Origin of the sequence: Paenibacillus azoreducens, assembly GCF_021654775.1 — a bacterium.
GTDB classification, from domain to species: Bacteria; Bacillota; Bacilli; order Paenibacillales; family Paenibacillaceae; genus Paenibacillus_AQ; species Paenibacillus_AQ azoreducens.
This window is the reverse complement of record NZ_AP025343.1, coordinates 5,473,635-5,498,424: the sequence shown is the minus strand read 5'-3', so window position 1 is coordinate 5,498,424 and position 24,790 is coordinate 5,473,635. Positions and strand designations below refer to the sequence as shown.

22 protein-coding genes are annotated in these 24,790 nt (G+C 50.5%); 18 read left to right on the top strand and 4 right to left on the bottom strand.

All coding sequences use genetic code 11. The annotated features are described in order from the left end of the window. Positions 1 to 194 precede the first annotated feature (194 nt). Both L6442_RS24425 and L6442_RS24420 read left to right on the top strand, forming a co-directional pair. Positions 195 to 350 (top strand): hypothetical protein, encoded by a 156-nt coding sequence (locus L6442_RS24425; protein WP_212981241.1) that lies wholly within the window; start codon positions 195 to 197, stop codon positions 348 to 350. Between the two features lie 263 nt (positions 351 to 613). Next, positions 614 to 2,230 carry a type 2 periplasmic-binding domain-containing protein gene (locus L6442_RS24420; protein ID WP_212981240.1) on the top strand — a complete coding sequence of 539 codons (1,617 nt, stop codon included), beginning with the start codon at positions 614 to 616 and terminating at the stop codon, positions 2,228 to 2,230. Positions 2,231 to 2,763: 533 nt separating this feature from the next. Here the strand turns inward: L6442_RS24420 and L6442_RS24415 are convergent. Next, positions 2,764 to 3,639, bottom strand: coding sequence for a LysR family transcriptional regulator (locus L6442_RS24415; RefSeq protein WP_212981239.1), 876 nt, complete (start codon positions 3,637 to 3,639; stop codon positions 2,764 to 2,766). A gap of 155 nt (positions 3,640 to 3,794) precedes the next feature. Between L6442_RS24415 and L6442_RS24410 the strand changes: the two genes are divergently transcribed. Next, complete coding sequence (locus L6442_RS24410) at positions 3,795 to 5,030, top strand: amidohydrolase family protein (RefSeq protein WP_212981238.1); 1,236 nt, start codon at positions 3,795 to 3,797, stop codon at positions 5,028 to 5,030. 49 nt (positions 5,031 to 5,079) lie between these two features. Next, on the top strand, positions 5,080 to 6,303 hold the full coding sequence (locus L6442_RS24405; protein ID WP_212981237.1) for an amidohydrolase: 1,224 nt from the start codon (positions 5,080 to 5,082) through the stop codon (positions 6,301 to 6,303). 110 nt (positions 6,304 to 6,413) lie between these two features. Here the strand turns inward: L6442_RS24405 and L6442_RS24400 are convergent, their stop codons facing one another. Next, the gene (locus L6442_RS24400) at positions 6,414 to 6,848 is read right to left on the bottom strand and encodes a MarR family winged helix-turn-helix transcriptional regulator (protein ID WP_194233368.1); all 435 of its coding nucleotides are present in this window, start codon (positions 6,846 to 6,848) and stop codon (positions 6,414 to 6,416) included. Between the two features lie 177 nt (positions 6,849 to 7,025). Here L6442_RS24400 and L6442_RS24395 point away from each other — a divergent pair, with 177 nt between their 5' ends. The 3 genes from L6442_RS24395 (at position 7,026) to L6442_RS24385 (ending at position 10,571) form a co-directional block, all read left to right on the top strand. Then, complete coding sequence (locus L6442_RS24395) at positions 7,026 to 8,492, top strand: MFS transporter (protein ID WP_212981236.1); 1,467 nt, start codon at positions 7,026 to 7,028, stop codon at positions 8,490 to 8,492. Between the two features lie 83 nt (positions 8,493 to 8,575). Further along, entirely contained in the window at positions 8,576 to 9,775 is a 1,200-nt protein-coding gene (locus tag L6442_RS24390; protein ID WP_212981235.1) for an acyl-CoA dehydrogenase family protein, read from the top strand. Between the two features lie 178 nt (positions 9,776 to 9,953). Further along, positions 9,954 to 10,571, top strand: coding sequence for a LysE/ArgO family amino acid transporter (locus L6442_RS24385; RefSeq protein ID WP_212981234.1), 618 nt, complete (start codon positions 9,954 to 9,956; stop codon positions 10,569 to 10,571). 585 nt (positions 10,572 to 11,156) lie between these two features. On the opposite strand, the gene L6442_RS24380 is transcribed toward L6442_RS24385, so the two are convergent. Together L6442_RS24380 and L6442_RS24375 are read right to left on the bottom strand one after the other, a co-directional pair. Continuing rightward, complete coding sequence (locus tag L6442_RS24380; RefSeq protein ID WP_194233372.1) at positions 11,157 to 11,504, bottom strand: hypothetical protein; 348 nt, start codon at positions 11,502 to 11,504, stop codon at positions 11,157 to 11,159. A gap of 145 nt (positions 11,505 to 11,649) precedes the next feature. Further along, complete coding sequence (locus L6442_RS24375; RefSeq protein ID WP_212981233.1) at positions 11,650 to 12,096, bottom strand: metal-dependent transcriptional regulator; 447 nt, start codon at positions 12,094 to 12,096, stop codon at positions 11,650 to 11,652. Between the two features lie 418 nt (positions 12,097 to 12,514). Between L6442_RS24375 and L6442_RS24370 the strand changes: the two genes are divergently transcribed. From L6442_RS24370 to L6442_RS24320, 11 genes are all read left to right on the top strand, one after another. Further along, a complete protein-coding gene (locus tag L6442_RS24370) occupies positions 12,515 to 13,141 on the top strand; it encodes a nitroreductase family protein (RefSeq protein ID WP_212981232.1) in 627 nt (208 codons plus the stop codon). A 378-nt stretch (positions 13,142 to 13,519) separates the two neighbouring features. Continuing rightward, a complete protein-coding gene (locus L6442_RS24365; protein ID WP_212981231.1) occupies positions 13,520 to 15,355 on the top strand; it encodes a UbiD family decarboxylase in 1,836 nt (611 codons plus the stop codon). Positions 15,356 to 16,286: 931 nt separating this feature from the next. Beyond that, positions 16,287 to 17,315 (top strand): helix-turn-helix transcriptional regulator, encoded by a 1,029-nt coding sequence (locus tag L6442_RS24360; protein WP_212981230.1) that lies wholly within the window; start codon positions 16,287 to 16,289, stop codon positions 17,313 to 17,315. A gap of 50 nt (positions 17,316 to 17,365) precedes the next feature. Next, positions 17,366 to 18,160 (top strand): SDR family NAD(P)-dependent oxidoreductase, encoded by a 795-nt coding sequence (locus L6442_RS24355; protein WP_194233383.1) that lies wholly within the window; start codon positions 17,366 to 17,368, stop codon positions 18,158 to 18,160. 414 nt (positions 18,161 to 18,574) lie between these two features. Beyond that, entirely contained in the window at positions 18,575 to 19,399 is an 825-nt protein-coding gene (locus L6442_RS24350) for an ABC transporter permease (RefSeq protein ID WP_194233397.1), read from the top strand. 15 nt (positions 19,400 to 19,414) lie between these two features. Beyond that, positions 19,415 to 20,455 carry an ABC transporter ATP-binding protein gene (locus L6442_RS24345; protein ID WP_212981229.1) on the top strand — a complete coding sequence of 347 codons (1,041 nt, stop codon included), beginning with the start codon at positions 19,415 to 19,417 and terminating at the stop codon, positions 20,453 to 20,455. 25 nt (positions 20,456 to 20,480) lie between these two features. Further along, positions 20,481 to 21,671 (top strand): extracellular solute-binding protein, encoded by a 1,191-nt coding sequence (locus L6442_RS24340; RefSeq protein WP_212981228.1) that lies wholly within the window; start codon positions 20,481 to 20,483, stop codon positions 21,669 to 21,671. Continuing rightward, positions 21,668 to 22,561, top strand: a complete 894-nt coding sequence (locus L6442_RS24335; protein ID WP_212981227.1) for an ABC transporter permease — start codon at positions 21,668 to 21,670, stop codon at positions 22,559 to 22,561. Before L6442_RS24340 ends, L6442_RS24335 begins: the two co-directional genes overlap by 4 nt. 17 nt (positions 22,562 to 22,578) lie before the next feature. Then, entirely contained in the window at positions 22,579 to 23,061 is a 483-nt protein-coding gene (locus L6442_RS24330) for a hypothetical protein (protein WP_212981226.1), read from the top strand. Continuing rightward, a complete protein-coding gene (locus L6442_RS24325) occupies positions 23,042 to 24,052 on the top strand; it encodes a CehA/McbA family metallohydrolase (protein ID WP_212981225.1) in 1,011 nt (336 codons plus the stop codon). The genes L6442_RS24330 and L6442_RS24325 overlap by 20 nt, the downstream gene beginning before the upstream one ends. Next, positions 24,049 to 24,759, top strand: coding sequence for a glycerophosphodiester phosphodiesterase (locus L6442_RS24320; RefSeq protein WP_212981224.1), 711 nt, complete (start codon positions 24,049 to 24,051; stop codon positions 24,757 to 24,759). Before L6442_RS24325 ends, L6442_RS24320 begins: the two co-directional genes overlap by 4 nt. Positions 24,760 to 24,790 lie beyond the last annotated feature (31 nt).

The window sequence follows — 24,790 nt, the reverse complement described above, 5'->3', positions numbered from 1 at the left end:
TTTTTACTTTTAAATCATAGAAAGTCTGGGAGCGGGCAGCGATTCAAAAGGAACATTTCCGGCTGCCTTCATCCGTACAATTTGGTTCAAACTTATACAGAGCATAAAAAAGAGGAGAGACGCCAAATAAATTGTAAACGCATACATGGCATTTTTGATTTCATAGCGTTGTTTGGTGGAAAAAGGGAGGGAAAATGAATGTTATTTTTGCTGTTGCAATCAAAAAGGTCATGTTTCCAGACAAAAATCACATATTTCACGCAGGCCGTTCCATCTGCGATTTCATTTTGGTCCAGGCGCCAAGCGCATTTGGGGCGGATGCTAAAAATGGCATATTTACGCTTCGCTGAAGGTTCGCTATTTTGGGTTGTAAGCGGTGTCATTGCCGGACCGAGGGGGATAAACCCTTCAGCAGCGGCCGCATTCAGACAACAAATCAGAAATCACCGCGCCACGTGTATACGCCATCATGAACATGAAGGCAGCTTTCGGACATTGTCATTGTATTCATTCCTTAAAGTTATTTTGCGTAATTTTTGCGTGGTGTCACGATTGGTTCCATAAAAGGACTGATCTTGCCATAGATCCATAACTTGAAAAGGGAGTTGTTGTCATGAAGGAAATCCGCAAGGCATCATCGATTTTGCTTTGTCTTGCAGTGTCTGCAAGCTTACTGGCGGCATGCGGTTCGTCCAAGGGAGGTGAAGCCGCAACATCCGGTACTGACGGTTCGTCAAAGGCGGAAGGAGTAAAGAAAGAAGGTTTTCCGATCGTCGACAAGCCGCTTACGCTCAAAATCATGTCGCAAGACGCGGGAAAAGCCGATTGGGGCAAAATGCCAGTCATGCAAGAGATGGAGAAGCTGACAGGCATTCATATGGAATATCAGCTTACGCCGATTGATAGCTTTGCAACGAAGAAAAACCTGATCTTCGCCAGCGGGGATATGCCGGATATTTTTTATGCGGCGGACTTAAAGCCGGCGGAACAGGTGACTTACGGATCGCAAGGCGTGCTGATCCCGCTTGAAAAATACATCGATGAAGGATATGCTCCGAACATTAAGAAGATCCTTGACGAACATCCGGATGTTCGCAAATCGTTTACGACGCCGGACGGCCATATGTATGCACTGCCTTTTATCGATACGGGGGCCGTCTGGTACCGCAGTCCGATGTGGTATAACGGAAAGTTTTTGAAAGCGCTTAATATTAAGGAGCTGCCTAAGACCACGGAAGAATTGTATACTTTCCTGAAACGGGTTAAAGAAGAAGATCCGAACGGAAACGGCAAGAAAGACGAAATCCCTTTGACGTCCGTCAAACTGGACGATCTGCGCATGTATTTCTTCGGATTCTGGGGAATGTACGGCGAGAGAATTTATGCCGACAAGGACGGCAAAGTCCATTACGCCCCGCAGGAAGAAGGGTATAAAGGATATTTGACCTTCCTGAACCGTTTGTGGAAGGAAGATTTGCTGGATCATGAGACATTCTCGCAAACGCCGGAACAGAAAAAAGCCAAAGGGCAAAGCAATAAAATCGCGTTGTTTAATGATTACTACCCATATTTCACGCTCGGCGGCGAACCTGGCGAAGATAATCCGCTTATGACGCCGGTATCCAGCGAAATTCCGGGAACTCCGGTTTACGGCAAACATCCGGGCATGTCTGCCAACGGCACTTTTGCCATTTCGAGCAAAAACCCGGCTCCGGAAGCGACGATGCGCTGGATTGATTACACTTACAGCTACGAAGGCTCCACGCTGTTTAACCAAGGCCCTGAAGGTTTGCTCTGGAAATATAAAGATAAAGAAAATCACATTAAAGAATGGCTGCCGGTTCCTGGCGGCGGCGACCGCGAAGAGTATCGCGGCACGATAACGCCGAATTTCGGCATCCTGACGCCGGGCATCAGCGATCCGGAGGTTTCGAAGGGACTGCGTTCAAGCTTTGATGACTGGATTGACAAAGAAAATGCCGAAAAGCTTGTCCCTATTGGCAAATCGCCTTTTCCAAACGTGTATCTGACCAATGAAGAACAAACGGAAGCATCCGCATTGTCATCCGATCTGGACACTTACGTCCAGCAGATGGAAGCGAAGTTCGTGACGGGGCAGGAGCCGCTTTCCAATTGGGACAACTATATCGCCCAAGTCAAGAAGATGGGTTCCGACCGGATCGTTGAGCTGTATCAAGGAGCTTATGACCGCTGGAATTCCAATAAATAAAAAAAACATTTGAACTATTGAACAACTGGCCGGCAGAGCAAATTCCCCCATGGATAACTCGCCGAATCAAGCAAATGTTTGACTCTACCTAATATAATGATTCTGCACGTTTTTCTCTCCTGCGCAATTTACTTACCTGATGATGATTTACACACAAAGACTGGGGTTTTCCGGAAGAACGATTGTTTTACGAATGACTAATCATGCAGTGCCTGACTATAGCGAGTCTAATATCAATGTTCATATTATTTGATTTCGATCTTAAAGCCTGCATTTTTTGCAGGCTTTAAAGCTGTCGAGAAAGTCTCGGCAATTCATAATCTAACGAAACACACAATCGTTATTTGGGCTAAAATGAGATTCTAAAATGGCTAACGAAACCAGGACACGCTATTTAGCTCAACATGGATTTATTCAGCCGTATTTCCGCCAAATAACGATCTGTAGTTTCGTTACATTTAAATTGGTATCATTTTTACGGCTATAACGCTTTCCAGTTTCGTTAGGCGCATTCTGATCTAATGCAACTGCGGTTATTTGCCGCCATGAATCAGTTCCATAAAATGCTGCGCGGCCGCGGATAAATGATGTCCTTTGAGCGAAATCAGACCCGTGGCGGCGGAGAGATGCGGTTCCGTTATTTTGTAGGCGTAAATTCCGTGTTCTGGGAGCTGGGCAATCACGGTTTCAGGCACGATGGCGGAACCGAAGCCGGACGATACCAGCCTTAGCAGCAGCGGGATATCAGAGCATTCGGCGACGATGTTCGGCTTGATCTGCTGCGCGGAAAAGGCCATTAGAATGGAGTAATGCACGCCAAGGCCCTCCGTGCTGGGGAGCATCAGCGGATAACCTGTCAATTTGGCAAGAGAAGTTCCTTGCTCAAAGTCCGGGTTCGGGTGCGAGGTCATAAAATAAAACGGCTCCGTATGCAAATGGGTGACCGTAAAATCATCGAGCTCCAAAGGCAGGCGGATGATGGCCAGCTCCAATACTCTTTTTTTTACCAGCTCACAGAGCCGGGAGGATTCGTTTTGCTGGATTTTATAGGTGACATGGGGATACATAGCCTTAAACCGATGAAGAATTGTCGGCAGTTCGACGGAGGAGAGCGTGTTAATTCCGATATTCAGATTTCCTTTTACGCCGTTTCCGACTTCCTTCACTTCGGACACGGCCTCTTCCATCAGCTGCGTCATTTGCAGGGCATAGCGGTATAAAGCTTTGCCGGATTCGGTCAATTCAAGCAGCTTGCCGCTGCGCTCGACGAGTATGGTGCCGAGTTCTTCCTCCATCGCTTTCAGCTGCTGGCTTAACGGAGGTTGGGACAGATGCAGTCTTTGGGCTGCCGCCGAAATTTTCCGTTCTTCCGCAATGGCAATAAAGTATTTCAGTTGTCTAATATCCATCCGTTGGGTCGGCCTCCTTAGTATATGAAAAAGATTAGTAAAAGGAATATTATTAATATTTTTCATATATTATCTCCCATGTTAGCATACTCTATGAAAAGCCATAAAGGTAGAATTGATGAGAGATTCGGAATGAAAAGGAGGCAGTAAAAGCTATGCAGGATGCCCAATACTGGCTGACAGACGTCCGTCTGGAAACCGGATATCGGTACGAAAGCGGTGCCGTGGCCGAAACCGAAACTAGCCTGTTCCATATCAGGGTGGAGAACGGAAAAATCGCGGAAATCATATCCGCCGCAAGCAAACTTGAAGATCCGCTGCCTAAGCAGCATATGAATGGCATACTGATGCTGCCTTCTTTCCGGGATATGCATATCCATTTGGACAAAACTTATTATGGCGGGCCATGGAAAGCTCCGTCGATTCCGGCGAACGGAATTTTTACAAGGCTGGAGGAGGAGCGGGAACTGCTTCCCCGGCTGCTGCCCGCGGCCAGAGAAAGAGCAGGCCAGCTGATCGATTTGCTGATCGGGTCCGGTACAACGCGCATCCGCAGCCACTGCAATATAGATCCTGTCATTGGGCTGGGCAATCTTGAGGCGACGCTTCAGGCGGCGGAAGATTACAAAGGCAAGGCCGAGATTGAAATCGTAGCGTTTCCGCAGCATGGACTATTGCGCAGCCAATCCGTATCCCTGATGAGACAAGCTTTGAAAAACGGCGCTTCACTAGTTGGCGGCGTTGATCCGGCGACGGTTGACGGCGACATTGAGAAATCGCTGGAGACCACGATGGAGCTTGCGGTAGAAGCGGATGCGGATATCGATTTGCATATTCATGACGGGGGACATTTGGGCCTATTCACATTCCAACGGCTTGCCGATTTGACGGAAGAAGCCGGCTGGCAGGGGAGAGTTACTTTAAGCCATGCGCTGGCGCTTGCAGATATTCCCCAGGAAAAAGCCGCGGCGGCCTGCGACCGACTGGCCGGTCTTGGCATCTCGATCGCATCCTCCGTACCGTTGGGCCGGACCATTCCGATTCCGCTGCTGCATGAGCGCGGGGTGAAGGTGTCGCTTGGGGATGACAGCATTACGGATCACTGGTCCCCGTTCGGAAAGGGGGATATGCTTGAAAAAGCGGGAACGCTGGCAGAACGTTTTCATCTGGTGGATGAGCTCGCATTGGGACAAGCACTCGGTTATATTACCGGAGGGATCACGCCGCTGAACCGAAGCGGGGAGCAGGTGTGGCCGCGGGTTGGGGACGAAGCGAACGTGGTGTTCGTGGATGCAAGCTGCTCCGCTGAAGCTGTAGCAAGAAGGGCAAAACGGTTAGCGGTTTTCTTCAAAGGAAACCTGGTCTTTGAGACGTCTTCGTCTGCACGCTGAACCCAATTCAACATGGAGCCTTAGCGGCACTCGGAAAGGATGATAGATAATGGAACATCGGTATTGGCTTATGAATGCCCGGTTGGAGAGCGGTTATCAGACCAGCGGCAATGTCATCACCGGGACGAAAACGGAAGCGGCGCATCTACTGATCGAAAACGGAAATATTGCGAAAATCATTCCGGCGGATCAACCGATTACGGATCAGCTTCCGCAAAAAGACGCGGGATTCCGCCTGGTTCTTCCTTCTTTTGTGGAAAAGCATTGCCATTTGGACAAAACGCTGCTGGGCGGACGCTGGAGAGCGGTTACCCCGGTGGGATCGATTTTTGAACGACTGGATGAAGAGAAAGGATTTGATTCTGTACGTTCGCTGCCGATATCCGAAAGCGCCGCAAACTACCTGGAAGCGGCTCTAAAGTCGGGAGTGACGCATATCCGCACGCATGTGGATATTTTTCCTGAGGCAGGGCATTCGCATCTGGAGGAGGTTCAGCATGCGCTTCGCAAATTTGAGGGCAAACTTTCGCATGAAATCGTGGCATTTCCGCAGCAGGGGCTGCTTCGCTCAGGTTCGGAAAAGCTGGTTAGGGAAGCCGTCCGTAAGGGAGCTTCGCTTGTTGGAGGCGTTGATCCGGCTACTGTAGACGGGGATTTGGAAAAATCTTTGCAAACGATGGTAGCCATTGCTGCCGAAGAAAATGCAGGCATCGATCTGCATTTGCATGATCCGGACCGTCTGGGAATATTTACGATCAAACGGCTGGCGGAGCTGACGGTGGAAGCCGGACTTCAAGGCAGAGTGGCGGTCAGCCATGCGTTCAGCCTGGGAGATGTTTCGGCCGCACAAGCTGCGGAAATGGCCGGGTTATTGGCTGACGCCGGTATTACCATCATTACAAGCGTTCCGATGGGCCGGAAATTTCCTCCCGTTCAGCTGCTGCATAACCATGGGGTATCCGTAGCCGTCGGATGCGATAACGTTTACGATATATGGTCGCCATTCGGAAACGGGGATATTCTGGAGCGGGCGGGACGCCTGGCGGAAATATCGCATTGGGTGGATGAGCGTCAACTAGGACAGACTTTGGGGTATATTACGGATGGCATCACTCCGCTGGATCAAGCCGGCTTGCGGGCTTGGCCGCAGGTTGGTGACGAAGCCAGCCTGGTGCTGGTGGAAGCCTCCTGCTCCGCCGAAGCGGTTGCCAGAAGGGCTGCAAGGGCTGCAACCTTATTTCAAGGAAAGATCGTCGCAGGTTCATTGGATTAGCGATTTAACAAATAAACAAATAGTCCGTTTGGCTAGCCCAAACGCAGGTCAAGCCGTCAAACATGGAAGAAGTTTGGCGGCTTTTTGCATGAAGGTCAATCATTATGTCATTAGGAATCTTCCCAATCGGAGAGACTACGGTCGATTTTATGCAGAAGCGCGAGCAGTTGATCTTCTTCCTCCGGGCTTAGATACATCGCAAGTCTTTTACTGGCGTCATCCAGGATGGACTGCAGCACGGGCGCGAATTCCTCGGCTTTGGGCGTCGGATACAGCAGCAGGGACCGCCGGTCGTCCGGGTCGGGAATCCGCTTGATGTACCCGGATTGCTCCAACTGCTTGACGGATCTGGCGGTGGTGGCTTTATCGAACTTCAGCTCCTGCGTGAGCTGGTCCTGATTAATTCCCGGTTTGCGGAGCACGACTTTCAGAAAGCTGTGCTGTCCGCCGCCCCCTATTCCATAAGGAGCCAGATGTTTGGCGAGAATTTTCTGGTTAGAGCGGTGTATGTATGAAATTATTTTGCCAATAGGTTCCTTTTTCACGGTTGCACCTCTTCAGGATGAGTTATATCGGAAACAAGTATAGTAAAGGCGATTGAACAAGTAAAAATATTTTATCCCAACAATGTTGCGTATGCAACTAATTTAGAGTACACTGGTTTCACATATTTAGTTGCGCCTGCAACTAAAAAGCATACACATCAAATCGAGGAGGTATTTATGGGCTCAGCTTTTGCTACTTACCAGGAAGATGCGGCGGTGCAGAAAAAACGCTGGCTGATTCTTGTCGTTTTAAATTTATTCACTTTCATGTCCACGTTGGACGGCAGTATTGTCAACATCGCGCTGCCCGTTTTATCCAAACAAATGGGGCTGCCGATTGCCCAAGTTGAATGGGTGACGACGGGATACCTGATGGCCATCTGCAGCGTGATCCTTTTTTTCGGAAAGCTGGGGGACATGGTTGGAAAAATCCGCATGTTCAAACTGGGAACTTATATTTTTGTGATTGGCTCGCTTTTGTGCGGGTTTAGCTGCTCGCTGACGTTTTTGGTCATATCGCGCATCATTCAAGCGCTGGGAGCTTCGATGACGATGGCTAACAGCCAGGGCATCATTACCGATATTTTCCCGGGGAATGAGCGGGGCAAAGCGCTTGGGCTCATCGGCACGTTTGTTTCGCTTGGGAGCATTGCCGGGCCGAGTCTCGGTGGAATCATCATATCTTCGCTCGGCTGGGAATATATTTTCTGGGTGAATGTGCCGATCGGACTTGCCGCCATTCTTATCGGATGGAAGGTTCTGCCCGCAGATTTGGTGAAGGTAAAAGCCAAGATCGACGCGCCGGGCAGCCTGTTGTTTGCGGTCTTTATCATTGCGCTGTTTGCCGGACTGCTGCTGGGTCAGCAAACGGGATACGGCAACCTTTGGATTATTCTGTCGCTGGTGCTCGCAGCCGCGGCATTGATTTGGTTTTTGCGCGTGGAGATGATCCGCCGGGATCCTCTGGTCGAGCTGTCCCTGTTTAAAAATCCGCTATTTTCGGTTAGCATCTTATGCGGCTTTCTGGTCTTTACGGCGAACTTCTGTTTCAATATCATCGCACCGTTTTACGCGCAAAATATGCTGAATTTGTCTCCGTTTGCCGCAGGTTTTCTGCTGATGCTGTTTCCGATCTGCATGGTGGTGATCGCGCCGATCAGCGGTGCGCTTTCCGATAAAGTCGGCTCGGAACCGTTGACCTTTGCCGGGCTGGTCGTGATGGTGATTGCCCAGTTCGGGTTGGCAGCGCTGCATGAAGGCAGTCCGCTGGCGATCGTTGGTCTATGGATAGCGATGCTTGGCATCGGCAGCGGATTATTCCAGTCACCGAACAATTCGCTGGTCATGTCGCAGGTTCCGCGCACCCAGCTTGGTTCGGCGGGAAGCGTCAATTCGCTGGTCCGGAACGTGGGGATGGTTGTCGGAATCACGGTCGCAACAACGACGCTGTTCCATGTGATGAGCAGCAAAGCCGGGCACCGGGTGACAGGGCTTGTTCCGGGCCGGCCGGATATTTTCCTAAGCGGAATGCATACCGTATTCACCGTTTCCTCCTGCATCTGTCTCGCGGCGGCGCTGCTGACGGGCTGGCGAATGTACCACGCTTATTCCGCGAAACATAAACAGATGGTATCGAAGCGATAATGGCAGCTGTTTTTGATTTGGACAATTCCGATTGAAAAAGTATACAATAAAAGGAATGATGGCAGCAGAGGGGAGAATTGCCCATGAACTTCATCCAATCGGATCCTTTTGTACGAAATGAGCGTGAACAGAAGATTGCCGCCCGGTCTGACAGGTTGGCCACGGTCTTTGTAGGGCGCGCTGCGCAGCATGATCGCGAAGGTTCTTTTCCTTTTGAAAATTTCAAGGAGCTGCGGGAAGCCGGCTACCTGAAACTGACCGTGCCGGAGCAATTCGGGGGCGAGGAGGCCTCTTTGTATGAAATGCTGCTTGCGCAGGAACGGCTGGCGAAAGGCGACGGTTCGACGGCGCTGGCCGTCGGTTGGCATGTCAGCCAGATGCTGCAGCTTCGTATCAAGCAGTCATGGCCGCAGAAGCTGTACGCTGAATTTTGCCGGGAGGTTGCCTGTAAGGGAGCGATGATCAACCAGTTTGCGAGCGAACCTGCTACAGGCAGCCCGAGCCGCGGCGGAAGGCCGCAAACCGCCGCCGTAAAAACGGAAGGCGGATATTTGCTGAGCGGGCGCAAAACCTTCAGTTCGCTGATTCCTGTTCTGGATCAGTTCACCGTGACCGCCTTTGTGGAAGATGAAGACCGGACGGGTACGTTCTTCGTACGTAAAGGTCCGGGCGTTAGCATCGACGAGACTTGGGATACGCTCGGCATGCGGGGAACCGGCAGTCATGATCTGGTGCTTGCGGACGTGTTTGTCCCGGAAGCGGAAAGAATCGACACGAATGAATGCGAAAGCGAAGCGGCCATGTCCGATCACGGCGGCGCTCTTCTGCATATTCCGGCCTGCTATATCGGCATCGCTTGGGCGGCGCGGGACTATGCGGTGAAGTTTGCCGCGGAATACCGGCCCAACAGCCTGCCTGGGCCGATTGCGGAGCTGCCGCATATTCAGCATAAAATCGGGGAGATGGAGTCGGAGCTGATTACGGCGCGTACGCTTTTGTACAGCGCTGCCGACCGCTGGGACCGTCTTCCAGCAGGACGGGCGGCGATGAGGCCGGAGCTTGGGCTCGCCAAAACGGTGGCGACCAATAACGCGATCCGCATCGTCGATCTGGCGATGCGGATCGTAGGCGGCTCCAGCTTATCGCGGAGCCTGCCGCTGGAGCGGATGTACCGCGATGTGCGCGCGGGACTTCATAATCCGCCGATGGACGACTCCGTCATCGCGCTGCTGGCTCAGCGGGCCATCCGCGAAGCGACTGATGCTGACGGCAGGGAAAAATAAAGCTTGAAGCCGCCGGGGGTTCCACTCCGGCGGCTTCTTTTAACGAATTATACATAAACTTCCTCCCATTCACAGAATCCGGCTTCTATGATAGGATAATGGTTATATTATTTTTTAATCAATTGTTAGTAGATTCACACCAAATACATAAACATAAGAAAGAGGAATGTTGAAGCGCATGTTTACTGCAGTGGTTCACGGTATTTTGCTGGCGCTCGGGTTAATCCTTCCGCTTGGGGCGCAAAATGTGTTTGTGTTTAATCAAGGGGCTTCACAGCCTAAATTCAGGGGAGCGATCCCTGTGATCGTGACGGCGGCTTGCTGCGACTCTTTGCTGATTTTGCTGGCCGTGCTTGGCGTGTCGGTGGTTGTGTTTACGATTCCCGCGCTGCAAACGGCGATTTTTGTTATCGGACTCGCATTTCTGCTGTACATGGGCTGGTCGATTTGGAAAAGCAAACCCGCCAAGTTGGACCGGCGCGAGGCAGCGATGTCACCCAAAAAACAGATTATGTTTGCCCTGTCGGTGTCTCTGCTGAATCCTCATGCCATATTGGACACGATCGGCGTTATCGGCACAAGTTCGCTCAGCTATTCGGGTGTGGACAAGCTTTTGTTTACGGTCTCCACGATAGCGGTATCCTGGATCTGGTTTTTCGCTCTGGCATTCGCAGGCAAAAAGGTCGGCGATGCGGATACCGGCGGCAAAATTTTGACGGCAATCAATAAAATTTCCGCGCTGGTCATCTGGGGAGTGGCCGTATACATTGCCCTGAAGCTTTTTCATCTTGTTTGATGTGTTCTTACCGGAAACTCGAGCGATCTTGCTGCGGCATTTTACGGCGCGAGCGTTTTTTTGTTCTTGGTAGTAATGGGTACCTTTCTAAAAAGTGGATACCTTGCACCTCCGCGATACAGACACTTGTGTAAGAAGAGAAATTGCTGCGAAAATGCATCTATTTTTAGTGCTATATTGGAGCAAATGGGAAATTCCTGCAAAAGTGCATCTATTCCGGTATAAAACTTCGGTTTTTATCTTGAAACCCGGAAAAGCCTGCATATTTGCAGGTTTTTCTGTTTAAAGGGGGGAAACAGCCGCGAAAAGATGCAGATTTGCAAGCTTTTCAGTCCGGGGGCAGAGGAAGCCAGCCAAAGCACAAAGGAAGTATCACAAAAGCAAATGGAGCAGCCATGGAACAGAGAAAGGGTCACAGAAGCAGTGGAAGCGTCCAAGTACATAAGAAGCGACTTAAGGGTAAAAGAAAGTGATTATGTTTGCTGTTGATTTGGCAGGCCGGCTGTGCAGCCTTATTCCGATCATATTTCACGTTTTGAAACAACCGACGGTGATGATGTGATGAAGGGGAACTTTTTGCCCTGTTCATTTGAGCTTTGCGACGACAACCCCGGCAATGATGATGCCGAGGCCAAGCCAGGTTTTCCAGTTCGGAATTTCTTTTAGGAACAAAAATCCCATGGCAACGGAAATGAAAATTTCCAGACATTTTGCGGTTACGAGAACAAGGCTTAGATGGTTGGATGCTTTAAAACCGAACTGCACTCCATACCCTATGCAGAGATTCGCGATATAAAAAAGAGGCAACATCAGCAGCTGGAATTTGGCCGTTTCCCAGAAATGGGGATCAATATGCTTGCTTTGAAACGAAAAGACGGCATTGATAATCGACAGGCCTCCGACCAGCAAAAAGAAACTGTATACATAATGCATGGCAGCCTCCAAAAAGTGGGATTGAAGATGTCATTAATGTTTCCTTAAGCCAACTTTTTTATGCGATGCGGAACTAATGAGAAATGAAAAACAGAACGGATCCATTAGCTTTATTCAGTCATCTGCAGCTCTACCCCGCCTCCGCCTAAGGATCTTCCACTTTCCCGTTTTTAACTTTATAGGCATCCATATGAACACGCGCAAAGGTTTCAGCTATGGAAGGATTGCTGTTGAAAAATTGCACGAGTTCTTTTATTCGTTCAACGGTTGAATCGCTTACGTAATGCTCGATACGCTCCACTTCTGTGTGGGCGGTTTCCGGGTCAATCTCCAAAAGCAGCATAAATTGCTGCAGGATCTCATGCTTGAGGGCAATCTTTTCGCCAACTAACTCCCCTTTCGGGGTAAGGACGATATATTCGTATTTGTTGTACACGATCAGGTCCATTTGATCCAGCTTCTGCAGCGTTTTGGTAATCGTCGACGGTCCTACGTCCAAATTTTGAGCAATATCCCTGGCTCTGGCAACGCCGTCTTTTTGACTTAGCAAATAAATTTGTTCGAGACAGTGGCTTTGAGCACGGGTTAACATAAGCGTTCTCCTTCCGTTTGTCCATTTTACTTTGTTTTTTAAAATAAAGAAAGAGAGTTTCCTTTAGGAAAGAAAATTAGTTATACGCAAAATAAGCTTAACATTACTTGTAAAAACGGTCAATTTTTCATGATTCTTGAGCGCGGGGATCAACTGTATGGCCTGCCATGGCATGGATCCGGTAAAGCAAAAGGTTGAAGGGTGGTTAGATATATTCTTGGCAGGCTTTTTTTCGCGAGGACCGTGGATAAGTATTTGCGATGTGATGGAAGTCGTTGTAAGGGGCCGGTCGAAAGATGAATAATATTTCAGCGGTAAAAGGAGAACGTTCACATCAATTTACTTACTTTTTTAAAGTCGATGTGATAAAATAAGTTTGTTATATTTGGGAAAAAGTACTTAGAGGAGAGGATACATAATGAGCCAGTTTGAGGAATTGGTACGAACCCGGAGATCGGCCAATAAATTCAACGCAGATATCACGATCAGCGAGCAGGATCTTAATGAAATGTTTAATCTTGTTAAATTTGCTCCTTCCGCGTTTAATTTGCAGCATACCCACTATGTGCCCGTTACGGATAAGGAGCTCAAGGATAAAATATACGAGGCGGCTTACAAGCAGTATAAAGTGTTAACCAGTTCGGCCGTCATCGTCGTGCTCGGTGATATGGAGGCTTACCGGAATATCGCGCCTATCAATGAAGGTTTACTGAATTTAGGGGTTATGGATCAACGCGAATTCGATGATACCGTCAGCAGCGTACATCAAATGTATGAGGATGGCGGGGAGCGGTTCAGACGGGATGAGGCGATCCGCAATGCCAGCTTGTCCGCGATGCTGCTTATGCTGATTGCCAAGGATAAAGGTTGGGATACCTGTCCGATGGTCGGTTTTGATCCGGAAAAAGTGCAGCAGGTACTAAACATACCGGACCGCTTTGTGCCGGTCATGCTGATTACGTTGGGAAAAGAGGACACCGGCAAACAAAGACCGCGCGGATACCGGAAACCGGTGGCTGAATTCGTGACTTATAACGGTTTTTAAGCTTGGACAAGGTCATGCCCATGATCATTAAAACGCCCCTGATCGGGCGTTTTTTCTTAATAGTACGGGTGGCCTCATAACGCTAACGAAACACAGACACGCTATTGCCGCCAAAACGACGGCTAAAAAGATGTAACGAAACTACATATCGTTATTTGAGCAAAAAGGAGCGTAATGCCGCTCTAATTCGGTTCATAGCGGTTGTCAGTTTCGTTAGATTAATTTGGAGCTCTATTTTGTTAAAATAGCGATTGTCAGTTTCGTTAGCGCGGCAGCTTTTTACAAAATAGCGGCAAAAAGACGTTATAGGTGGAGAAGAGAGGCGCTTTTTGCTACGATGAAATAAACGATGCCCGCAGGGAGATTGGAGTCAGACCATTGTATCGGAATTTGAAAGAGTGCATTACAGATCTTGAAAAACATGGACATTTGGTTCGCATTAAAGAAGAAGTGGACCCTTATCTGGAAATGGCCGCCATCCATTTGAAGGTATATGAAGCGGGTGGTCCCGCATTGTTGTTTGAGCGTGTCAAAGGCTCCAAATATCAAGCGGTATCGAATTTGTTTGGCGACATGGAGCGCAGCAAGTTCATGTTCCGCAGCACATGGGATCGCACACAAAGCATTATCGCCCTGCGCGATGATCCGATGCAGGCGCTAAAGCATCCTTTTCAGAATATCGGAAACGGTTTTGGAGCGATTAACGCGCTGCCGATGAAAAAGTTTGGCGGAATTCCCGCCGATTTTGAAGAGATTCAAATTTCGGACCTCCCGCAGATTCAACATTGGCCGATGGACGGGGGCGCATTTGTAACCCTGCCGCAGGTGTATTCCGAAGATCCGGACAAGCCTGGCTTGATGAATTCCAATTTGGGGATGTACCGCATTCAGATTAGCGGCAATGAATACACGCCCAATCAGGAAATCGGGCTGCATTATCAGATTCACCGCGGGATTGGCGTGCATCAGGCGAAGGCCAACAAAAAAGGGGAGCCTTTGAAAGTCAGCATCTTTGTCGGCGGACCTCCCGCTCATACCTTGTCGGCCATTATGCCGCTTCCGGAAGGGTTAAGCGAAATGCTGTTTGCCGGCCTGCTTTCCGGCCGCCGTTTCCGGTACAGCTATGTGGACGGTTACTGCATCAGCCACGATGCCGATTTTGTGATTACCGGCGAAATTCATCCGGACGACACCAAGCCGGAAGGGCCTTTCGGCGACCATTTGGGTTATTACAGTTTGACGCATCCGTTTCCGGTGATGAAAATTCATAAAGTATTTGCGAAAAAAAATGCAATCTGGCCGTTCACCGTCGTTGGCCGCCCGCCGCAGGAGGATACGTCATTTGGCGAGCTCATTCACGAGTTGACCGGCGACGCGATCAAACAGGAGATTCCGGGAGTTAAGGAAGTGCATGCCGTGGATGCCGCTGGGGTTCACCCCCTGCTGTTCGCCATCGGCAGCGAGCGGTATACGCCTTATCAGCGGGTGAAGCAGCCGACGGAGATTCTGACCTTGGCGAACCGGATTCTGGGCACGGGGCAGCTGAGCCTCGCCAAATATTTGTTTATTACGGCTGAGGAGAATCGCCTGCTGGATACGCATGACATCGTTGGTTTTATGACTTATATTTTGGAACGCATGAATTTGCGCCGGGACATTCATTTTTATACCAATACGACGATCGATACGCTGGATTATTCCGGAACGGGGCTGAACAGCGGCAGTAAAGTGGTTTTGGCCGCGTATGGCGACAAGAAACGGGAATTATGCCAAGAGGTGCCGGAGACGCTGAAGGGTCTGCGGGGATTCGCAAACGCCCGCCTCGTGATGCCTGGGATTGTGGCCATTCAAGGCGCTGCGTTTACGAATTACCAGGAAGCGCAGCGGGAGCTTGGTGCTTTAAGCGAAGCCATTGCTGCCCAGGGACCGCTTGATTCGTGTCCGCTGATCGTTTTATGCGATGACAGCACCTTCCTTAGCGAAACGATCAGCAATTTTTTATGGGTTACGTTTACGCGGAGCAATCCGTCGCATGATATGTATGGCGTGAACAGCGCTTACGAACACAAGCATTGGGCTTGCGACAATATGATCATTGACGCCCGTACCAAACCGCATCAGGCGCCGCCGCTTATTCCTGACCCGGATGTGGAGAAAAGCATAGAACGGATTTTTGCCAAAGGCGGCAGTCTGGAGAACCTGAAGTTGAAATAAAATCCGTATAAAAAATGAATCGACGCGAGCTGTTCCCGTCCGGAAAGCTGCAGCTGTGAGTAATGGTTATAAATGAGACAGAGTTTAGTATTAGATGAGACTTTTTATATCGTTAAATGAGAATGAATGAAGAGACCAGTTAATTAAGATTCTTGATTTAGCTGGTCTTTTTTCTGTTCCAGAATATAATATGAAAATTAAACCTGTTTAATCCTTGGTAAGAAAATGCGAAACAAAAATATATCTATAAATGATACATACTGTATGTAATGACCTTACTACTCAGCTAAAGCGCATTTTATAATTCCTGTGAAATCTCGATTAGCGCAATCAGTTCTTGGATGAGTAGGTTTTTGGACGTGCCACCGTTTACTGCGATAACGGGTACGATAGTTGAAAAAAACTCAGGCTAAGCAGTCTGCTCATTAAACTAACGGGCAGGGTAATTCCAATATACCATAATGGTATGTGGTTCAGGTACAGTCATTGCGCTATTACTAGCGAGTTTATCAAAATTGGCACTATAAGGCCCGTTGAACCCGCGACGACCGCCTTCTGGCTAGCCAGGAACAAGACTACTCCGGTCACCATGCTGCCGATCCATAACAGAACATGCGCAGCGTGTGCTGAAAAAAATCTCCGATATATAGCCATGAATTTCTTGGAGGGAATGTTCAAGTTAATGGCTGAGTGCCAGAAGCGCAAAGCGCCGGTTGGGTTGGAACGGCCGTTAACCTGCTTGCCAAGGGAGATGAAAGCAATTCGAATTAAGTAAAGGGGAACGATAGCGCAGAAAACATATCATGAGGCCACCGCAGATTAATTAATCGGGTGGCCTCGCCTCGTAAAGTTAGGCTATAATCAGAAGAATCAATGGTCCGCGGCTTCGTGGATTATTGCAATTTGACTTTGTCCTTGGAGGTCGACAGCCATGAACGCTCCTTCCGCAGACCGTATCAAGATCGCGCCAGGTTTCTGGGCCAGCCTGAGGGGAATAGGGATAGAACCTATTGATGTAGCGCGCCAAGCACGTCTACCGCTAACCGTCATTACCGAACCGTCAGTTACGACCGCACAATATTATTCGATCTGGCAAGCCTATTCCGAAATAGTCGGGGACACCGCTATGGGAATCGTCAAGCTTGCGACCGCGTACAAGACAGCACAGTATCCACCGGCTGCTTTGGCGACCATTCACGCTCGCGACTACCGGGACGCGCTGAACCGAATGGCGCGCTATAAGAAAATGTGCCCTCCGGAAAACTTGAGGATTCAGGAAGAAGGCGAGCAATGCTTTATTGATTTGGAGTGGCAGCATGCCGAGCTACCCGGACCGCAGGTGCTTGTCGGTATTACGCTGGCCTATCTGCTTGAGTTCGGGCGCCGGGGAACCGGCCGTCATCTGAAGGCACATTCCGTCGAATTCATAAACCCCATGGGCGACGTTGAAGCCCTTGAAAGTTATCTCGGTTGCCGCGTTCGGATGGGGACGGGACGCAATCGGCTAATACTGAATCGCGACGATCTGGACCGCCCGTTCACGTCGTACAATGAAGAACTTCTCGAGATTCTGACTCCCGCCTTGGATCGTACGCTGGAAGAACAACAGAACCAGCTCACCGTGAGCGCTAAGGTGCAGTGGATCTTGACCCGATGCCTAGCTCGAGGGCGAATCGACATTCAAACCGTAGCCTCGGAGTTGGGGATGAGCGAGCGCACCTTGCAGCGCAGGCTGACGGAAGAAGGCGCAAGCTTTAAGCAGTTGCTATCGAAAACTAGGCGGGAGATGGCCGTCGCTTACTTGGCAGACCCTGCGCTGGAGATCAAAGAGGTCGCTTTTCTCGTCGGTTACGAGGACCATAATTCGTTTTATCGCGCGTTCCGCTCATGGAAAGGGGAGACTCCCGCCAATTGGCGCGTCGCGCAAGAAAATTGGCGTTCCGCGCTAGTTACCGAATAGGCGAAACGATGTATCATGATCCCTATCCTAGACATAAGGAGTGCAGGCAGATGGATATGGGATTGAAGAATAAGACAGCTTTAGTAACGGGATCAACTAGAGGCATAGGAAAAGCGATTGCCCTTGAACTTGCCAGGGAAGGCGTTCATGTTCTCATCAATGGTCGGAACAACGATGACGTTGAGCGCACGGTAGCTGAGATCCAAGCGGCGTTCCCGGAAACAGAACCTCGAAATGCAATGGCCGATCTCGTCGATTCGCGGCAAAGAGAAGCTTTATTCGCGAATTTCCCCCACGTCGATATCCTCGTCAACAGCATGGGCATCTATGAGATCATGTCCTATGACGACGTGGACGATGCCGTATGGGAGAAGTACTTCCGCACGAACTTTCTCGCCGCCAACGACGTAACCAAGTTTTATTTGCCTTCCATGCTGAGTCGCGAATTCGGCCGTATTATCTTCATCGCGAGTGAGGAAGCCGTCATGCCTTCCGGACAGATGCCTCAATATGGTGTGACCAAATCCATGCTGTTGTCATTGTCCAAGAGCTTGTCCAAGTTGACCCGCGGCGCCGAAGTTACAGTGAACACGATCCTGCCGGGACCGACCCTCTCCGAAAACGTGCAGCAGATCATCGAGAGCAGTTATTCGAACGAAGAGATGACCTTCGAGGCTAAAGAGAAAGACTTTATGACGAAGAACCTGCCTCAATCCGAAATTCAACGGTTTATCAGACCTGTGGAGATCGGCCGGTTGACTGCTTTCATTTGCAGTCCGATGGCCTCCGCCTTCAAAGGATCACCGATCCGCATAGATGGGGGAATGGTACCGACAATAATATAATTTTTTGCTAGAAATGGACTTGATACAAAGACCGGCTCTGCATGTACTGATGGTGGTGATTCCAGGGAGTTTATGCTCTTTGGAATCTTTTTTTGTGTTAACGTTCCTGAAACAAAAATCGCCCTTTCCATTAACACGAACCCCGAACGGATTTAACATTCACTTTTTAAGCTTAAGAGGAACAAGAGATGCAAGGAGGCTGGGACAACAGGAGAAGACATCTAATGATGAAATTGGTATCGATACCAATTTTCGAAACGGCTTTTATGTCAAGCATTCGCCGGCTGTTCGATGTCAACCGGATGCTCATTCGGGCTTGATGCCGGAGAAAAGACTGTGACGGTTTTACGCTTGCAGTCTATTGTTGTTCAAATTGGTATCGATACCAATTTGAAATTCTGGAGGTGGTCGTTGTTGAGCTGGTATTTTAAAAAACTGGGCAGCCGAAAAATCATCGAATTCGTTATTTTCGCCCTGTTCATTTTCTTTTTTCTGGGACCGCTGATCAATCTGGCGCTGCTTGCTTTTTCAGGCCAATGGCAGTTTCCGGCGGCACTTCCCCAGAGCTGGTCTTTGACTTGGTGGAAGTATGTTTTATCCCAACCGGAAATTTTGAAGTCGATCGGGCTGTCATTCCTGATCGCGATCGTGGTTACCGCATTATCCATCATCATTTGCGTACCGGCCGCCTACGCCTTTGCGCGCATCCGGTTCCCGCTGAGCCGTTGGTTTTTGTTTTCGTTTCTGCTGACCAACGCGTTTCCGAAAATGGGCTTGTACGTTGCCATCGCGGTGCTTTTTTTCAAGGTCGGTCTTATGAACACCTTCTTGGGAGTTGTTCTGATCCATATCGTCAATACGCTGATGTACATGACCTGGATTCCGGCCGCATCTTTTAAAAGCGTGCATCAAGCGCAGGAAGAGGCCGCGCGGGATGCGGGAGCAGGGCCGCTGCGCGTATTCTGGAGCGTTACGCTGCCGATGGCCATGCCGGGGATTATCGTGGCGTCGATCTTCACGTTTTTGTCTTCGCTGGACGAAGCGCAGGGAACGTTTATGGTCGGCATGCCCGATTACAAAACGATGCCGCTGATTATGTACGGAGCCGTTCAGGATTATCCGGCAACCGCCGGAGCGGTCTTTTCGATTCTGCTCACGCTGCCGACGATCATCCTGTTGTTCGTATCGCGGCGTTTCGTCAGCGCGGACGTTATGTCCAGCGGCTTCACCATGAAATAGCAGGGAGGTTTGCAAATGGCTGCACCCATCCAATTATCGATCCAAAATTTAACGAAACGTTATAAAACCGGCGACGGCGTGAGCGGAATCTCGCTTGATATCGCCCGCGGAGAACTCGTTACGCTGCTGGGGCCATCCGGTTGCGGCAAAACGACAGTGCTGCGTTCGGTCGGGGGATTTCTTGAGCCGGATTCCGGGGACATACAAATCGCCGGCAAAAGCGTTCTGCATCTGCCGCCGGAAAAACGCCCGACGGCGATGGTGTTCCAGAGCTATAATCTGTGGCCCCATATGACCGTCTACGAAAATTTAGCTTTCGGCTTGAAAATCAGAAAACAAAGCAAGGAGCAAATCCGTGAAGCGGTAGACCGCGCCCTGCGCCTCGTCCGGCTTCCGGGCACGGAGAAGAAACGCCCCGGCGAGCTCTCCGGCGGCCAGCAGCAGCGTGTGGCGGTTGCCCGCGCCCTGCTGCTGGAGCCTGCGGTTCTGCTGCTCGATGAGCCTTTCTCCGCGCTGGATGCCAAACTGCGAAACGAGCTGCGCGAGGAGCTGCGCGAAATCCAATCCATTGCCAAGCTAACGATGATGTTCGTCACGCATGACCAGGAAGAAGCTTTGTCGCTGTCCGACCGGATCATCGTCATGAACAGGGGAAATATCGAGCAATCCGCATCGCCGCAGCATATTTACGATGCGCCGGCGTCCCTGTTCGTAGCCAATTTTATCGGCCGCATGAACATGCTGGACGGCATGGCGGACGAGGAAGGCATCCGGCTGAACCGGTACCGCCTTGCAAATCCGGAGGAAATGCGGGGAGAGGTTGTCGTCGCCGTTCGTCCCGAAGACGTCAAGTGGGAAGATCCTTCCGGGCCTGGACTGGCCGCTACGGTCAAGCAGGTGATGATTCTGGGACATTATGCCGAAATTACGCTCCTGACGGAGTCAGGCGTGCTGAGGATGTTCCTGCCCCGCGAGGAAGCAGGCCAGCTGTCGGGCGGACAAGCGGTATCCTTGACTTTTAGCAAATATAAGGCTTTTGCGAAAACATCCCATTAAACGAGCGACTAGGAGGAAATCACCGATGAGTATTAACCGTGGATTCAAACGTAAAGGTAAAGCAATGCTTCTTGCATCTTTGGCGGCTTTGACGCTTCTTGCCGGCTGTTCTTCAGGCACGGAAAAAAACGGTTCGGATGCTCAGGCAGCAGGGAACGCTGCAGGAAGCGGGTCTGGCAGTCCGACGGAAATTTCATTTTATTTCAGCGGTTCGCAAAACGTGCAGGAGCTATGGGAGCATTTGAAGGAAATGTACGAGCAAAAGCAGGATAAGGTGAAAGTCAAACTGGTATATATTCCTTCCGGTCAAGGCGAGCAGGCGACGATGAACCGCATTGTCGCAGCCAAGCGCGCGGGCAAAGACAGCGTTGACGTGGATCTCTACGAGGCTAACGGTGGTTCCGATATGGCCGCCGACAAGAAGGATGGAGTATTCGAAAGTTTGAGCGAGCAGCAGATCCCGAACCTGAGCCTGATGGATCCCGCCAACATAAAAGACCTGAACAATAAAGCCGTTCCTTATCGTTCTTCATCCGTCCTGCTGGCGTATAACAGCGAGAAGGTGCCTTCTCCGCCGAAAACGCTTGATGATTTGTACGCATGGATTCATGAGCATCCGGGGCGGTTTGCCTACAACGACCCTGCAACGGGAGGCTCCGGCGAATCGTTTGTGCTGACGACACTGTACAAATCCCTGCCGGAAGATGCGATTCATAATCAGGACCCGAGCATTATGAAAGAGTGGGACAAAGGGTTCGAACAGCTGAAGGCGCTTGGCAAAGACATGTACCAGCAGGGCGTGTACCCGAAGAAAAACCAAGGGACGCTTGACCTGCTCGCGAACGGGGAAGTCGACATGATTCCGGCCTGGTCCGATATGGCGCTTGAGCAGATCAACAAAAAACTGCTGCCGGCTACGACCAAGCTGACCCAGATCGAACCCGCTTTTACCGGCGGACCAGGGCTTCTAACCGTACCGAACATGTCCAAGCATAAAGAAGCCGCTTATGATTTCATTAACTTCGTACTCAGTCCGGAAGCGCAAGCGGAAGTAGTGAATAAAATTTACGGCTTCCCGGGCATCGAATGGTCCCATATGCCAAGCGAACTTCAGGAAAAATTCAAAGGCGTTTCCGTGGACTACCGCTCCTTTAACCTGGGCGAGCTGGAGTCCGAAGCGATGAAACGCTGGCAAAGGGAAGTCGCGGGACAATGAGCGGGCAAGGGTTGAATATGTCCCTGGAAACGGGGAAATCACTCAAAAAGGCATGGAACAGCCGCGGAGCCAAGCGCTCCGCGCTGGGCCTCGCCATGGTGATTCCTTCGTTTCTCTTGCTGCTCTTCATGATCGTGGTGCCGATCCTGACTTCGATCAAAGAAAGCCTCACCGGAAACGACGGAGGGTTCTCTTGGGACAATTATAAATATTTGTTCACTGATCCCGGCATGAAAGCCAATATTCTGTATACCTTGAATTTGACCGTGGTCTCGTCGGTGATCGTGCTTGTGATTACTTACATGCTGGCCGTATTTTTAAGATTTTCCGCAGGCAAACTCGCGAAATGGATTGAGAAGCTGTATTATATCCCGATGTTTATCCCTTCCGTCATCGCCACGTACGGGATGATCAATATGTATGGGAATCACGGCTGGCTGGCGCGCATCATGCTGCTTTTCACGGACGCGCCTTTTATGAAAATACTTTACGACTACAAAGGGCTGCTTCTGGCGAATTTATGGTTTAACATCCCGTTTGCGACGATGATGCTGAGCTCGGCTTTGTCCGGCGTCCCGAATTCCGTCATCGAAAGCGCCAAGGATATCGGAGCGGGAAAAATGCAGATTTTTTTCCGGATTATTTTTCCGATGACATTCAAATCGATGCTGGTTGCCGCGACCTTTGTCGTGATGGGCGTGATCGGCAGCTTCACTGCGCCATTCCTCATCGGGCCGAATGCGCCGCAGGTACTTGGGGTGGCGATGCAGCAGCAGTTTTCGGTTTATTATGAAACAGGCATTGCCAGCGCCTGCGCCGTGTTTATGTTCGCGATTTGTTCCTTGGTCGGATATTTCTATATTCGCAATATGATGAAGGAAGAAAGGTAGAAAGGTGGAAAGCAAGCATGAGAGAGCTGCTGGCGGTTGAAGGGGCTTTGACTCCTCTCAGTTCCAAAACTCACATCACGTACCAACTGTATATTCCCGAAGGAATCGATGTTCTGGAGATCGAGTTTGCTTACGACCCGAAAACATTGGATGACAAGGAAGCGTCCAAACCGCTGATCGAGGAAGCGATCCGCAAATATGTGGATCCTGCTCTCCAAGGCGTGTATTCACGGCAGTGGGATAAATTCCACCCGCTTCAAAATCTGCTGACGCTCTCCGTCGACGATCCGCATGGATTCCGGGGCTCGGCGCACCGCCATCCGAATCATCAGCGGCATATTTTGTCGCTGCACGCCGCTTCGCCCGGTTTTTTTGCCGGGCAGGTAGGGGAGGGCGTGTGGAAAGTGACGATCAGCGTTCATTGCGTCGTAACGCAGGAATGTCGGTATCGGCTCCGGATCGGGGAAGGGGGAGAGAGCCATGAAATGGCTTCCGTTTGAACTGCATACCCATACGCCGCACAGCGATGGCACGCATACGCTGCTCGAAATGTGCAGAAAAGCCAAGGAACTTGGGCTAAGCGGCATTGCCCTGACCGATCATAACACCACGTCGGGAATGGTCGATGCGGCTTCGGTCACGGAAGAAACGGGCATCGCCGTGATCCCCGGACTGGAGTGGACGACTTTCTACGGTCATATGCTGACCCTCGGCGTTCCTTATTCCGAATGGCGCGACTTGGGGCCAACGGATATCCATAAAGGGATCGACAGAGTGCATGAGCAGGGAGGCATTGTGGGAATCGCGCATCCGTTCAGTTTAGGGAGCCCGATCTGCACTGGCTGCCATTGGGAGTATGCCGTTCAGGATTGGAACCAGATCGACTATATGGAGGTATGGCATGAAACGTTGCCGCCGATGCGGAACCATAACGCACCGGCGTTCGAAACCTGGACCCGCCTGCTCAATGAGGGGTACCGGATTTCGGGGACGGCGGGACGCGACTGGCACCGTACTTCCGATGAAGATGACCCTCCGGCGTTTACTTACCTTGGATTGAAACATGAAAACGGGCTGCCCGGCACGGAGGACGTGGTAGACGCGATTCGCTCCGGCCGGATCTGCGTGAGCATGGGATCTCTTCTCGAGCTGCAGATTACGTGTGGCGAAGACCGGTACGGATTGGGGGAGGTCATTGACGTAAAAAGCGCCGGAGCAGAAGCAAGCTGTGAGCTGAAGCTGCAGGTGATTCCATCCGCGCATCCGGGCAGCCAAACGGGTTCGAACGACCCGGGACGGATCATCATCATTGAAACGAATGCCGGAGAAATGCTGCGCCGGCCGGTGAATGAAGGGACGGACGAAATTCGATATTCCTTCAGCCCCGAAGGCCTCAAGTGGATGCGAATCCGGCTGTCCGGCATGCTGAATGGAGCTTTGACGACGCTTGCCTTTACCAATCCCATTTATTTTGAGGGGGCTGCCTCATGAATGTACCGTTGATCATAGCGCATACCGGCTGCGAAGGCACTCCGGACAATACGCTGGAATCCTGTTTGGCCGGAAAGGATGCGGGCGCCGAGGTGCTGGAAGTCGATGTTCAGGCAACGAAAGACGGCGTTTGCGTGCTGCATCATGACGATCACCCGGCATTTTCGTCCTGTACCTTTGAAGAGTTGAAGCAGGATAATCCATTGAAATTTGAGGCGGGAAGAAGCCTTGTAAAACTGGAGGACGTGCTCATCCGATTTAAAGGGACGGCGGTATCTTTTAACCTGGATCTTAAAAATGATGCAGCCGCCCTGCCTGCGCTGAAACTTCTCGAATCCATGGACATGCGGGAGCAGATCTATTTTACCGGGGCAACGGACCGGGTTTTAAATTCGCCATTTCATTCCAGAGTGATGTGGAATACTCCCGAGAAATTAAGCAAACTAGGGTCTGCCGTATATGAGGCGGCCATCGAAGAAATTTGCACGCGGGTGAAGCAGGCGGGCTGTGCGGGGATCAACGTGGACTTTCCCTCCTGCCGCGGTTCCCTAGTTCGGATCGCCCACGAATATGGGCTTCGGGTGTGGATCTATACGCTGCATGACATTACATGCTTCAAAATGTTCGCCGATATGGGCGTGAATGCCGTGTCCGTGCTTGATGTGTCTGGAGCGGCTGCAATACGAAAGCAACTGATTATAGATTAAAAGTAAAGATTTTTTTGGCGGATGGGGAAGT

Bases quoted from the DNA above. Each gene is read 5' to 3' on its own strand.
- L6442_RS24425 (WP_212981241.1), top strand. From the start codon at position 195: ATGAATGTTATTTTTGCTGTTGCAATCAAAAAGGTCATGTTTCCAGAC.
- L6442_RS24420 (WP_212981240.1), top strand. From the start codon at position 614: ATGAAGGAAATCCGCAAGGCATCATCGATTTTGCTTTGTCTTGCAGTG.
- L6442_RS24415 (WP_212981239.1), bottom strand. From the start codon at position 3,639: ATGGATATTAGACAACTGAAATACTTTATTGCCATTGCGGAAGAACGG.
- L6442_RS24410 (WP_212981238.1), top strand. From the start codon at position 3,795: ATGCAGGATGCCCAATACTGGCTGACAGACGTCCGTCTGGAAACCGGA.
- L6442_RS24405 (WP_212981237.1), top strand. From the start codon at position 5,080: ATGGAACATCGGTATTGGCTTATGAATGCCCGGTTGGAGAGCGGTTAT.
- L6442_RS24395 (WP_212981236.1), top strand. From the start codon at position 7,026: ATGGGCTCAGCTTTTGCTACTTACCAGGAAGATGCGGCGGTGCAGAAA.
- L6442_RS24390 (WP_212981235.1), top strand. From the start codon at position 8,576: ATGAACTTCATCCAATCGGATCCTTTTGTACGAAATGAGCGTGAACAG.
- L6442_RS24385 (WP_212981234.1), top strand. From the start codon at position 9,954: ATGTTTACTGCAGTGGTTCACGGTATTTTGCTGGCGCTCGGGTTAATC.
- L6442_RS24380 (WP_194233372.1), bottom strand. From the start codon at position 11,504: ATGCATTATGTATACAGTTTCTTTTTGCTGGTCGGAGGCCTGTCGATT.
- L6442_RS24375 (WP_212981233.1), bottom strand. From the start codon at position 12,096: ATGTTAACCCGTGCTCAAAGCCACTGTCTCGAACAAATTTATTTGCTA.
- L6442_RS24370 (WP_212981232.1), top strand. From the start codon at position 12,515: ATGAGCCAGTTTGAGGAATTGGTACGAACCCGGAGATCGGCCAATAAA.
- L6442_RS24360 (WP_212981230.1), top strand. From the start codon at position 16,287: ATGAACGCTCCTTCCGCAGACCGTATCAAGATCGCGCCAGGTTTCTGG.
- L6442_RS24355 (WP_194233383.1), top strand. From the start codon at position 17,366: ATGGATATGGGATTGAAGAATAAGACAGCTTTAGTAACGGGATCAACT.
- L6442_RS24345 (WP_212981229.1), top strand. From the start codon at position 19,415: ATGGCTGCACCCATCCAATTATCGATCCAAAATTTAACGAAACGTTAT.
- L6442_RS24340 (WP_212981228.1), top strand. From the start codon at position 20,481: ATGAGTATTAACCGTGGATTCAAACGTAAAGGTAAAGCAATGCTTCTT.
- L6442_RS24335 (WP_212981227.1), top strand. From the start codon at position 21,668: ATGAGCGGGCAAGGGTTGAATATGTCCCTGGAAACGGGGAAATCACTC.
- L6442_RS24330 (WP_212981226.1), top strand. From the start codon at position 22,579: ATGAGAGAGCTGCTGGCGGTTGAAGGGGCTTTGACTCCTCTCAGTTCC.
- L6442_RS24325 (WP_212981225.1), top strand. From the start codon at position 23,042: ATGAAATGGCTTCCGTTTGAACTGCATACCCATACGCCGCACAGCGAT.
- L6442_RS24320 (WP_212981224.1), top strand. From the start codon at position 24,049: ATGAATGTACCGTTGATCATAGCGCATACCGGCTGCGAAGGCACTCCG.